The 11,922-nt window shown below is 69.3% G+C and carries 11 protein-coding genes and 1 pseudogene; 5 read left to right on the forward strand and 7 right to left on the reverse strand.

The window, feature by feature from the left end:
- From ACR5MH_RS10100 to ACR5MH_RS10115, 4 genes are all read right to left on the reverse strand, one after another.
- Positions 1-975, reverse strand: coding sequence for an ABC transporter permease (locus tag ACR5MH_RS10100; RefSeq protein WP_433862637.1), 975 nt, complete (start codon positions 973-975; stop codon positions 1-3).
- Between the two features lie 167 nt (positions 976-1,142).
- Positions 1,143-1,955, reverse strand: coding sequence for an ABC transporter ATP-binding protein (locus ACR5MH_RS10105; RefSeq protein WP_431347095.1), 813 nt, complete (start codon positions 1,953-1,955; stop codon positions 1,143-1,145).
- Entirely contained in the window at positions 1,952-2,776 is an 825-nt protein-coding gene (locus tag ACR5MH_RS10110; protein ID WP_433862559.1) for an ABC transporter ATP-binding protein, read from the reverse strand. The genes ACR5MH_RS10105 and ACR5MH_RS10110 overlap by 4 nt, the downstream gene beginning before the upstream one ends.
- A gap of 96 nt (positions 2,777-2,872) precedes the next feature.
- Complete coding sequence (locus ACR5MH_RS10115) at positions 2,873-4,552, reverse strand: ABC transporter substrate-binding protein (RefSeq protein WP_431347096.1); 1,680 nt, start codon at positions 4,550-4,552, stop codon at positions 2,873-2,875.
- Positions 4,553-4,705: 153 nt separating this feature from the next.
- On the opposite strand from ACR5MH_RS10115, the gene ACR5MH_RS10120 reads away from it, so the two are divergent.
- From ACR5MH_RS10120 to ACR5MH_RS10135, 4 genes and pseudogenes are all read left to right on the forward strand, one after another.
- On the forward strand, positions 4,706-5,353 hold the full coding sequence (locus ACR5MH_RS10120) for a TetR/AcrR family transcriptional regulator (protein WP_431347097.1): 648 nt from the start codon (positions 4,706-4,708) through the stop codon (positions 5,351-5,353).
- 376 nt (positions 5,354-5,729) lie between these two features.
- Positions 5,730-7,234 (forward strand): annotated as a pseudogene (locus ACR5MH_RS10125) (alpha-N-arabinofuranosidase).
- A 129-nt stretch (positions 7,235-7,363) separates the two neighbouring features.
- Positions 7,364-7,606 carry a hypothetical protein gene (locus ACR5MH_RS10130; protein ID WP_431347099.1) on the forward strand — a complete coding sequence of 81 codons (243 nt, stop codon included), beginning with the start codon at positions 7,364-7,366 and terminating at the stop codon, positions 7,604-7,606.
- Positions 7,606-8,172 carry a hypothetical protein gene (locus ACR5MH_RS10135; RefSeq protein ID WP_431347100.1) on the forward strand — a complete coding sequence of 189 codons (567 nt, stop codon included), beginning with the start codon at positions 7,606-7,608 and terminating at the stop codon, positions 8,170-8,172. Before ACR5MH_RS10130 ends, ACR5MH_RS10135 begins: the two co-directional genes overlap by 1 nt.
- A gap of 6 nt (positions 8,173-8,178) precedes the next feature.
- Here the strand turns inward: ACR5MH_RS10135 and ACR5MH_RS10140 are convergent, their stop codons facing one another.
- Positions 8,179-8,787, reverse strand: a complete 609-nt coding sequence (locus ACR5MH_RS10140) for a GNAT family N-acetyltransferase (protein ID WP_433862560.1) — start codon at positions 8,785-8,787, stop codon at positions 8,179-8,181.
- 106 nt (positions 8,788-8,893) lie between these two features.
- On the opposite strand from ACR5MH_RS10140, the gene ACR5MH_RS10145 reads away from it, so the two are divergent.
- On the forward strand, positions 8,894-9,763 hold the full coding sequence (locus ACR5MH_RS10145) for an aminoglycoside phosphotransferase family protein (RefSeq protein WP_431347102.1): 870 nt from the start codon (positions 8,894-8,896) through the stop codon (positions 9,761-9,763).
- Here ACR5MH_RS10145 and ACR5MH_RS10150 read toward each other — a convergent pair.
- Positions 9,735-10,424: a phosphatase PAP2 family protein gene (locus ACR5MH_RS10150; protein ID WP_431347103.1), complete on the reverse strand. Its 690-nt coding sequence runs from the start codon at positions 10,422-10,424 to the stop codon at positions 9,735-9,737. The genes ACR5MH_RS10145 and ACR5MH_RS10150 overlap by 29 nt on opposite strands.
- Before the next feature lie 177 nt (positions 10,425-10,601).
- Complete coding sequence (locus ACR5MH_RS10155; RefSeq protein ID WP_433862561.1) at positions 10,602-11,750, reverse strand: multidrug effflux MFS transporter; 1,149 nt, start codon at positions 11,748-11,750, stop codon at positions 10,602-10,604.
- Between the last annotated feature and the right edge of the window lie 172 nt (positions 11,751-11,922).

Raw genomic sequence — 11,922 nt, forward strand, 5'->3', positions numbered from 1 at the left:
TCAGGCCTCCGTCTGACGGGTGCGCGGGTCGAGGATGGCGTACGCGATGTCCGCGATGATGTTCGCGATCAGCACGGCGAGCACGAGCACGAGGAAGATCCCCTGCATGAGCGCGTAGTCCTTGGCGTTGGTCGCGTTGAGCAGCAGCAGGCCGATGCCGGGATAGGAGAACACCATCTCCATCACGATCGTGCCGCTGACGATGAAGCCGAGCGCCAGCGCGAAGCTCTGGATCTGCGGCAGCACGGCGTTGCGGGCGGCGTAGCGCCACAGCACGCGCCGGTCGGGCATGCCCTTCGCCTGCGCGACGGTGATGTAGTCCTCGTCGAGCACGGTGAGCATCATGTTGCGCATGCCGAGCACCCAGCCGCCGACCGAGACGACGACGATGGTGGCCATCGGGAGGGCGCCGTGCGAGAGCACCTGCCCGATGAAGTCGGCGTTCCAACCCGGGTCGACGCCCAGCTCGTAGGCGTGCCCCGCAGGGAACCAGCCGAGCGTGGTGGAGAAGATCGCGATGAAGATCAGGCCGAGCCAGAAGTACGGGATCGTGCCGAGGAACGTCGTGATCGGGATGAAGACGTCCAGCTTGCCGCCCCGCCGCCAGCCGATCACCGCGCCGAGGCCGGTGCCGATGACGAAGGAGACCACCGTGGCGAAGCCGACCAGGCCGAGGGTCCACGGCAGGGCGGAGGCGATCGCGTCGCCCACCGGGGCCATGCCCGTCGAGATGGAGACGCCGAGGTTGCCGTGCAGCAGCATGTTCCAGTAGTCGAGGTACTGCTGCCAGAGCGGCACCGACTTGTCGACGCCGAACAGGAGGCGCAGCGCCTTCTCGGCGTCCGGCGTGAGCTGCCCCTGGCTGCGCGCCATGTAGGAGGAGACGGCGTCGCCCTTCATCAGGCGCGGGATGAAGAAGTTGATCGTGATCGCCGCCCACAGGGTGAACGCGTAGAAGGCGACGCGCCCGCCGATGAACCGCCACGGGACGCGGACGCCGCGGCGTTCCGCCGTGGTGGCCGTCGTGCCGACGAGGGTGGGGTCGATGGGGGCGGTGTCGGACGGGGTGAGGCCGGCGGACGGCGTCGTTTCTGTGCTCACGGTCTCTGTGCTCACGGTCTCTGTGCTCACGGTCTCTGTGCTCACAGCGCACCTCCTGCGGTCTGTGCGGTCAGTGCCCCGAAGTGCTTCTCCGGGTCGGGGGACGCGGCGCGGAGCTCGCGGGTGTAGGGGTCCTGCGGCCGCACGATCACGTCGTCGGCGGGGCCGTGCTCGACGATCCTGCCCTGGTTGAGCACGATGATCTCGTCGCTGAAGTGCCGGGCGGTGGCCAGGTCGTGGGTGATGTAGAGCACCCCGAGCCCCTCCTCGCGCTGCAGGTCGGCGAGCAGGTTCAAGACGCCGACACGCAGCGAGACGTCGAGCATCGACACCGGCTCGTCGGCCACCAGCAGCGTCGGCCGGGAGGCCAGCGCGCGGGCGATCGCGACGCGCTGGCGCTGTCCGCCGGAGAGCTCGTGCGGACGGCGGTCGATCACCGCATCCGCGTCGAGCTGCACGCGCCGCAGCAGGCGCCGCACCTCGTCGTCCACCTCGCGTTTCGGCACGACGCGGTCGAGCCGGAGCGGCCGCTCGATGTGGTGCCGGATCGTGTGCGAGGGGTTGAGGGACGCGAACGGGTCCTGGAAGACCATCCGGAGTTGCTGGCGGTACTGCCGCAGCCGTTTGCCCGAGCGCGGGATGGGGGCGCCGTCCAGCAGCACCTCGCCGCGGGTGGGCGTCTCGAGCTGAGTGAGGATCTTCGCGATCGTGGACTTGCCGCTGCCGGATTGGCCGACCAGGCCGATCGTCTGCCGCTGGCCCAGCGTGAAGCTGACGTCGTCCAGCGCCTTGAGCTGCCCGGACCCCCGGACGTTGTAGATCTTGGTGACGTTTCTGAATTCGAGCGTGGTCATCGGACGACCACTCCTCTCTCGCCGGTGAGGCGCGGGAACGACTGCAGCAGCTTCTGCGTGTACTCGTGCTGCGGGTTCGTCCAGATCTGCTCGGCGGTGGCGAGCTCCACGATCTCGCCGTCGCGCATGATCGCGATCCGGTCGCTGATCTCCAGCAGCAGCGGGAGGTCGTGCGTGATGAAGACGACCGAGAAGCCGAAGTCATGGCGGAGCTGGGAGATCTGCTTGAGGATCTCGCGCTGCACGAGCACATCCAGCGCGGTCGTCGGCTCGTCCATGACCATGAGCTGCGGGCGGAGGGCGAGCGCCATCGCGATCATCACGCGCTGACGCATGCCGCCCGAGAGCTCGTGCGGGTAGGAGCGCATCCGCTGGCCGCCGACCTTGACGATCTCCAGCAGCTCGATCACCGCCGCCGTGCGCTCGGCGCGGCTCATCCCCTGGCGGTGCACGAGGAAGACGTCCTCGAGCTGCGAGCCGATGGTGGCCACCGGGTTGAGGGCGTTCATCGCCCCCTGGAAGACCATCGAGGTCTTGTCCCAGCGGAAGCGGCGCATCTGCTCCGCGTCCAGGGCGTTGATGTCGATGTCCTCGCCGCCCTGGTCGTGGAAGACGACGCTGCCGCTGGTGATCACGGCCGGGGGCTTGAGGAGGCGCTGGACCCCGTAGGCCAGGGTCGTCTTGCCGCAGCCGCTCTCGCCGGCGAGACCGACGATCTCGCCGCGCTTGATGTCGAGGGAGACGTTCGTGACCGCCGCGACCGGCGGGTCCACGTCGTACACGACCGAGAAGTCGCGCACGGAGAGAAGTGAGTCTGTCATGGCGTCGCTTTCATGCTGTCCGCGGGGTCGCCCGGGGCGGACGGCGGCTCGAGGCCGTCGTCCACCCCGGACGAGGAGTGAGGTCGCGCGCGGCGACTACTTGCCCGCAGGCTTCAGGTTCATCAGCACCTGGACGGCCGACGGCTGGGTCGGGTCGGCGGTCGCGTACTGGTCCTTCTCGCTCGGCCAGCCGACGAACTTCCTGGTGTTGTACTCGGCGAGCTGCGGGTGGGTGCCGATCGGGATCGCCGGGACGTCGTCCACGAAGATCTTCTGCAGCTTGTCGAGCGCCGCGGTGCGGGCGCTGTCGTCGGACGCCTGCGCGTACTCCTTCAGCAGGGCGGTCGCCTCCGGGTTGCTGTACCGCCCGAAGTTGTCGGAGACCTTGCCGTCCGCGGCCTGGTCGAGGTAGCTGCTGTTCATGACGTCGTCGTAGATGTGCCACGGGTTCGAGCCGGAGCCCGTCCAGTGCAGCACGGCGTCGAAGTTGCCGGACGCGACGTTGGCGAACCAGGTGTCCGCGTCGGGGGTGGCGACCTTCGCGTCGATGCCGAGCGTCGTCTTGAGCTGCGTGGCGACGAGCTGGATGCCCGTGACGTAGTCGTTCCAGCCCTGCGGGTCCTGCAGGGTGAAGGAGACCGGCTTGCCGGCCGGGTCGGTCAGCGCGCCGGACTTCCAGGTGTAGCCGGCGTCGGTGAGGACCTTCTTGGCGCCGTCGACGTCGATCTTGAACGTCTGGTCCTTGTAGTCGGACGCGATGTACTGGTCACCGGTCGGCTGCGGGATGCCCGTCACGTTGGTCAGCTCGGGGCCGGCGTTGCTGCGCGCCGTCGTGGCGTGCGCCTTGCGGTCGATGACCATGTTGACGGCCTTGCGGAGCGCCACGTCGTTGAACGGGGCCTTCGCGGTGTTGACCACGATCATGTCCGGGCTGAGGACGTTGGCGCCCCAGAACACGTTGTGCTTCGGGTCCTTGTCCACGTAGTTCTTCTGGTAGTCCGTGATGAAGATCTGCGCCCAGTCGGTCTCGCCGCTCTGCAGCGCGCGGAGGAGGCCGGTGTTGTCGTTGTACTCGAGGTACTTGAGCTGGGCCACCGGGACTGTGCCGCCCCAGTAGTCCTTGCGCGCCTGGAGGACGACGCCCTGCGACGAGAAGGTCTTGATCGTGTACGGGCCGGTGCCGACCGCGTTCGTCACCGGGTCCTTCGTCGCGTCGGCGACGGACTTCCACTGGTGCTCGGGGACGATCGGGACCTGCAGCACATCGCCCTGCTTGACGAACTTGGACTCGCTGAAGTTCAGGACGACGTTGTTCCCGTCCTTCTTGACGTCCGTCAGCTTGAGGCCGCCCAGGTCGAGGGCGGGGGTGTTCTTGATCAGGTTGTAGGTGAAGACGATGTCGTCGGCGGTGAAGGCCTTGCCGTCGCTCCACTTGACGTTCGTGCGCGGGGTGACGGTGAGCTGCGTGTAGTCCGCGTTCCACTGCACCTTCGAGGCGAGCCACGGGGTGGTCTCGTTCTTGCCGACCGGGTTGACGATCGCGAGGGGCTCGTAGATCATCCGGTCGTAGCCGAGCGACATACCCGAGCCGGTGGTGATGAACGGGTTGTTGATCTGGGTCGCCAGGATGGCCGCGCCATCCGGCTTCGCCACGGTGAGCGAACCGGTGCTGGCGGTGCCGGCGCCGGACTTGCCGTCGGACGAGCAGCCGGTCAGCGCGAGTGCGCCGACAGCGGCGATCGCCGATGCCGTGATCAGGTACTTGCTAAGCCTCATTGCTTCTCCTTCGTGGCGGGCACATCCGTTGTGCCCTGGTCCTGCGGAATGTCGGCTGACGATAACTTGCTTACTGGTCAGAAAGCAAGTTGATCGAGGCGAGGTTACTGGCTGGTAAGCTCGGCCGCAACCAGCACGGCAGGAGCGACGGAAATGGCCATCAGCGGCAACGGCACCGGTACGCGCCCGGAGACCGAGCAGAAGCGCATCGACATCCTGCGGGCGGCGATCGAGACGTTCGGCACGAAAGGGTCCACGAACGGCACGCTCTCCGATATCGCCGAGCAGGTCGGGATGACCCATGCGGGCGTCCTGCACCACTTCGGGTCCAAGAACAACCTGCTCCTGGAGGTGCTGGAGTTCCGCGACAGGGACGACGTCGCCCACCTCGTAGACCAGCACATCCCCGGTGGCCCAGCGCTTTTCGCGCACCTCGTCGCCACCGCCCAGCGCAACGCGCTGCGGCCGGGAATCGTCCAGGTCTTCACCGTGCTCTCCGCGGAGTCGGTCACCGAGGACCACCCGGCGAAGGCCTACTTCCAGGAGCGGTACCGCAACCTCCGGGTCGAGGTCGACGCCGCCTTCCGGGCACTCTGCGCGCAGGAGGGCGTGACCGCCCCTGGCACGATCGACCGCGCCGCCGCGTCGATCCTCGCCGTGATGGACGGGCTCCAGCTTCAGTGGCTGCTGGACCCGAAGGCGGTCGATCTGGCCGGGGCCAGCGAGTTCGCCATCGAGGCGATCGTGAACGGGGTCCTCCACGCCGGGCCGGAGCTGGACTCGTACGTGCACGACGCCTGACTGCGCTGCCCGCACGCCGAGCGGCTAGACATTCGGCACGAATGCGGGCTTCGGCGCGGCGAAAGCCGACATTCGGCACGAAACGTGGCACGGAGCATGGTCGCGCAACGTTGCAAGGTCGTCCAGGCAGGCACAAGACAGGAGCGGGCGTGGCCGCGAGGAGATCGCGCGCACCGCCGTCGAGGTGCTGGCGCGCCGGATCGAAGGAGGCTCCGCCCCGTTCACGCCGGAGGAGAGCTGGTCCCGTTCCGCCTCATCCCCCGCGAATCCTCGGGATCCGCCGCCGGCTGACACTGCCGAGGAACAGGCGTGTTTGACACGGTCACATTCTGCCGCGATCATGTTCTCTATAACGTTGTAGAACTAGGAAGCAGACATGCCTGAAACCCACATCGCCCTCGACCGCTCCGCCCGGGTCGCCACGATCGACCGCCGCATCTTCGGATCGTTCGTGGAGCACCTCGGCCGCTGCGTCTACGACGGCATCTACGAGCCGGGCCACCCGGCCGCCAACGAGGACGGCTTCCGTCTCGACGTGGTCGAGCTGGTGAAGGAGCTCGGCTCGACCACGATCCGCTACCCCGGCGGCAACTTCGTCTCCGGGTTCCGCTGGGAGGACAGCGTCGGCCCGCGCGAGCAGCGCCCGGTGCGCCGCGACCTCGCCTGGCACTCGCTGGAGACCAACCAGGTCGGGCTGGACGAGTTCTCGCGCTGGCTGAAGCTGACCGGCTCCGAGCTGATGCTCGCGGTCAACCTCGGCACGCGCGGGATCGACGAAGCGCTCGACCTGCTCGAGTACGCCAACCACCCGTCCGGCACCGCGCTCAGCGACCAGCGCATCGCCAACGGGACGGTCGAGCCGCACGGCATCCGGATGTGGTGTCTCGGAAACGAGATGGACGGCCCCTGGCAGACCGGGTACATGACCGCCGACGACTACGGCAAGCTGGCTGCGCGCACCGCGGCCGCCATGAAGATGGCCGACAAGGACCTGGAGCTCGTCGCCTGCGGGTCGTCCGGCTCCGGGATGCCGACCTTCGGCGACTGGGAGCGCACCGTGCTGGAGCACGCCTACGACCACGTCGACTTCATCTCCGCGCACGCCTACTACCAGGAGCGCGGCGGCGACCTCGGATCGTTCCTGGCCTCCTCGGTGGACATGCAGTTCTTCATCGACACGGTGGTCGCCGCGGCGGACCACGTCGGCTCCAAGCGCAAGAGCGCCAAGAAGATCGCCATCTCGTTCGACGAGTGGAACGTCTGGTACCTGGACGAGCACCAGGCCTCCCAGGAGGTCAACGACGAGTGGCGCGTCGCCCCGCGCCAGCTCGAGGACGTCTATTCGGTGGCCGACGCCGTGGTCGTGGGCAACCTCTTGATCACACTGCTGAAGAACCACGACCGGGTCCGCAGCGCCTCCTCGCCCAGCTCGTCAACGTGATCGCGCCGATCATGAGCGAGCCGGGCGGCGCAGCCTGGCGGCAGACCACCTTCTTCCCGTTCTCGGTCACCAGCCGGCTCGCGCGCGGCGAGGTGCTGCGCCCGGCCGTCTGTACCGGCAGCTACGACACCGCGGCGCACGGCACGGCGGACGTCGTGGACGCGGTCGCGACGCACGACGAGGCCACCGGCGCGTCGGCGGTGTTCCTGGTCAACCGCAGCCTCACCGACACGGAGACGGTCAGGATCGACGTGCGCGACCTGGGCGCGCGCGCGGTCCAGGAGGCGCTGAGCCTGTTCGATGACGACGTGTACGCCAAGAACACGCTCGCCGAGCCCGAGCGCGTCGGGCTGCGCGCCAACACCACGGCGACGCTCGCGGACGGCGTCCTGACGGTGGAGCTGCCGCCGGTCTCCTGGACAGCGGTCGCGCTCGGCTGACCCCGCACACTCTCCCCGGGGCACGTGAACGCCCTCATCCCGCGCGGATGAGGGCGTTCATGCGCCCTTCGGTCGCTGTGCGGCGGACTCGGATTGGCGGCGGGAGCCTGGGTATGTTAGATATGTACGATGACCGGCTCGATGCTCTCCCAGCTCTGCGCTACCGTGGCGCTCGGCGTGGTGACCCTGCTGATCGGCCGCTCCATGCACGACCCCGCCACGGTGATCCTCTTCGCCGTGGGCGTGCTGGCGACCATCCTGTCCGCCTTCCGGGTGCGCTCCCTGCGTGTGAAGCACCTCGCGGAAGTGGAACGCCGTGTCCCCCAAAATGCCGCTACAAAAGACCCGAGGAATCCGTCAAGCTCGGTCTGATGAGCAACCATCAGCAATCGGGGGTCGGCACGGACGTGGCGAGGGGGACTGTTCTCCGCCCGTACCGCGACCTGTTCGCGCGCGGGCTCACGGCCATCCTCGCCCTGACCACGCCCGTGTTCGCCGTGCTGTACTGGCTCACCATCCCGAACGGGGAGTGGAAGTACGTCCTGTCCGTCCACGTGCTGGTCGTGCTGGCGACGATCCTCGGCGTGTACGCGTTCCTCAGCGCGACGATCACGCTCCAGCCGGACGGCGTCCGGGAGCGCGGCTTCTTCGGTCGGACCCGGTTCGTGCGCTCGGTCGATGTCGGCTCCATCCTGCTGGTGCGGCTCTACGACGGCAGCACACTGGACACCCTCCCCCAGCTCTTCATCACCGGACACGACGGTCGGCCGCTCATCCGCATGCGCGGGCAGTTCTGGTCGGCTGCGGACATGGAGCTGGTCGCCGACGAGTTCGACGTTCCGGTGACGCGCCCCGAGGACTTCCTGACGATGACGCAGTTGCGGCGGCGGTCGCCCGAGCTGCTGTACTGGTTCGAGCGGATGCCGCGGTTCCCTTAGGGCCGCTCAGACGTCCGCGTTCGTCGCGATCGCCAGTGCCGGCGCGTCCGAACGGCTGGAGGGCAGCTCCTCGAAGCCGAGCCGGCGGTAGAACGCCATCGCGCCGGTGTTCGCGGGCGACATCCTCAGGAACACGCCCGGCACGCCCCGACCGTGCAGCGCTGCGAGGAGTTCGCGGATGAGCCGGCGACCGTAGCCCTGACCCTGCAACTCGGGCAGCAGGTCGATGTGCAGGTGCGCAGGAAAGCGGTCGACCTCCGGGACGATCGCTTCGTGCGGGTCGAGCCCGAATCCGATGGCCTCCCGCTCCTTCTGGGAGGTCGCCTCCGTCAGCGGATAGCGCTCGCGGAACCCCGGCAGCCAGTGCGCGTCATACCAGTCGGCGAACGCCTGGCTGTCCGCCACCGAGATCACGTAGCCGGCGACGCGCCGGCCCGTGTCGACCACGAACGCGAGGTCGGGCTGGTACTCGACGTAGGGTCCGGCGAAGACGTCGGGCAGGAGGGCGTCGCTGGAGTAGAGCCCCCGCGCGTCCGCGCCGCTCGCGCCCGTCCTGACGCAGATGTCGTAGACGTCCGCACGGTCGGCCGGACGGTACGGGCGGATCGTAGTCATCGTGAAAGTATGGCAGCGTGACCTCGTCCACCGTCGCCGGGCCGCCGAGCTCGGGCCGCCTCACGCCCGGAGCCCACGCCGCCGCGGCCGAGAGCCGGTTGGTCTGATGGAGCGCGATCCCGACGGACTGCTCGCGCCGTGGCGGGCGCGCTGGGCCCTGACGCCGGACGGCCCCGCCTTCTCCACGCCGTCGAGCGCGCTGCAACCGGTGGTGCTGGACGGCCGGCCGGCGTTCCTCAAGCTCGCGACGCACGCCGAGGAGGCTGCGGGAGGGCGCGTCCTCCGCTGGTGGGACGGCGGCGGCGCGGCGCCGGTCCTCGCGGCGGAGGGTGACGCGCTCGTGCTCGCGCGGGCCACCGGCGGGCGCTCGCTGGAGTCGCTGGCGGCCTCCGGCCCGGACGGGGACGATGAGGCGACCCGGGTCCTCTGCCGTGCCGCGGTGCGCCTGCACTCGGTCACCGGGCGGCCGCGACCGGACGTGCTGCTCGACCTCCCGCGCTGGTTCGCCGAGCTGTTCGAGCACGCCGCGACGCGGCCGCATGCCCACGACGGCATGTTCCCGCGTGCCGCGGCCGAAGCCCGGGCGCTGCTCGCCGCGCCGGAGGGCGACGTCGTGCTGCACGGCGACCTCCACCACGGCAACGTTCTCGACTTCGGTCGGGACGGCTGGCTCGCGATCGACCCCAAGCACCTCCACGGCGATCCGGCGTTCGACTTCGCGAACATCCTCTGCAATCCCTCCGCGGACGTGGCGCTGGCTCCAGGACGGCTGGAGCGCGCCGTGGCGGTGATCGCCGCGGAGACCGGGATCCCGCAGCGGCGGATGCTGCGTTGGGCGCTCGCCTGGGCCGGCCTCTCGGCGGCGTGGACGGAGCGCGGCGGCGGGGACGCGGCGGTCGCGGTGGCCGTGGGCCTCGAGGCGACGCGCGCGCTGGACGCGCCTCCGGCTACGTCTTCGCCTGGCCCGGTCTGCTGAGGAAGAACGGGTGCGGCCGGGTGCTCTCCTCCGCCAGCTTGTATGCCAGCGGCGCCCACACGATGACCGCGACACCGGCGCCGAGCAGCAGTCCGCCGAGGGTGTCGCTCAGCCAATGCGCGCCGAGGTAGGTGCGGCTGATCGCCATCAGGATGCCCCACGCGCCGCCCACGCACCACACCCAGACGCGCGGGAACAGGATGGCGAACACGACCGCCATCGTGGCCGCATTCGCCGTATGCCCGGACGGGAATGAACCGGTATCGGAGACCACCAGGATCTCCGAGGGCCGCGCCCGACCGACCGTGTGCTTGAGGACCTGGACGCAGATCACCGACAGAACGCTCGCGACCGCGAAGAAGGTGGCGCCCCAGGGCCTTCGGAACGCCAAGAGGAGCAGGAAGACCACCACCGGGATCACGACCGAGCCGATGATGCCGCCGCCCACGTAGTTGAAGAACAGCGCGGGCGCGGTCCACACCGGCGAACGGTGCTCGATCACCTCGGCCATCCACTCCAGGTCGAGCGCGAACGGCTCCGTCGGGCGGAGCGCGATGATCGCGCCGAGCACCAGTACCAGGCCGATGGCGACGGACGCGGAGATCAGCGGCCAGCGGCGCTGGATGCGCCGGGCGACGTGCAGCGGCGGCGTGGCGGTCATGGGATCACGGTACCGCGCAAGGTCGTCCCGCCCGGCCCGGCCCGCGGGTGCTGGTCGGGGTGCGGGTGCGCCAGGCCCGGCACGAGTGCGAACTACCCTAGTGCGCGAGCTCCGGCACCGTCCGCGGCCGCACGACCAGCCACAGCGACGCAATGGACACCGCGGCGCAGATCGCCATCATCGAGCCCATCGGCCCCGCGCTGCCGGTGCCGAGCAGCCCGACGATCGGCGAGAACACGCCGGCCGCGCCGAAGTTGAGCGCGCCGAGCAGGCTCGCCGCCGTCCCGGCCTCGTGGCCGTGGTTGTTGAGGGCCAGCACCTGCACGCACGGGAAGCCGAATCCGCACGCCGCGATGAAGAACCAGAGCGGGATCGCGACCCCCACAGGCCGACGTGGGCCTGGTCGAGCACTACGATCGTGACCGACGCCAGGAGCATGACGGCCGTCGAGACGGCGAGGATCCACTGCGGCCCGACGTACTTGGTCAGCCGCGCCGCCGACTGCACGCCGATGATGATGCCGATCGAGTTGACCGCGAACAGGAGGCCGTACTCCTGCGGCGTGAACGCGTAGAGGCCCTGGAAGATGAACGGGCTCGCCGACAGGTACGAGAAGAGGCCGGTGAAGTTGGCGGCTCCCACGATCGCGATGCCGACGAACACCCGGTCGCTCAGCACCGAGCGGTAGCGCTGGCGGACCGTCGAGTGGCCGGCGTCGTGCCGGCGCGCCTTCGGGAGGGTCTCGGCGATCCACAGCGAGACGCAGGCGATCACGAACACGCCGTAGCAGGCGAGCACGACGAAGATGCCGCGCCACGGCATGACCAGCAGCAGCCACGACCCGAGCACCGGCGCGAGGACCGGCGCGAGCCCGTTGACGAGCGCGAGGCGGCTCAGCATCCGCACGAGCGGACGCCCGCCGAACAGGTCGCGGACCATCGCCATCGCGACCACCCCGCCGGCGGCGGCACCGATGCCCATCAGCGCGCGGGCGATGCCGAGCAGCTCCACATTGGGCGAGATCGCCGCAGCGAGGCACGCGAAGATGTGGACGCCGGTGGCGGCGATCAGCGGGAGGCGGCGGCCGATCTTGTCCGACCACGGGCCGACCAGGAGCTGGCCGAGCCCGAAGCCGATCGTGGTCGCCGTGAGCGTGAGCTGGATCATCGCCGTGGAGACGTGGAAGTCGGACTCCAGCGTCGGGAGCGCCGGGAGGTACATGTCGATCGTGAACGGCCCGAGCGCGGTGAGCGCGCCGAGGATCAGGATGTACGACATTCGCTGGCGGCCGGTGAGCGAGTCGCCGGGATGCACGACGGTGGTCACGAAAGAGTCCTTCTGCTGGAGGGCGTGTGGGGAGGGGGCACGCGCCCGACGTTGGACGCAAAACGACAGCACCGCGACGGGATCGCGGTGCTGGGAGCCGCCCGTTCGAATCGATTCGATCTCGGGCGCGTGTCCAGCTTACAACCTTCCGCACCGAAATGTGAACGTGCGC

The sequence above is a fragment of the Streptomyces sp. L7 genome (assembly GCF_050990935.1).
Lineage (GTDB): Bacteria > Actinomycetota > Actinomycetes > Actinomycetales > Microbacteriaceae > Leifsonia.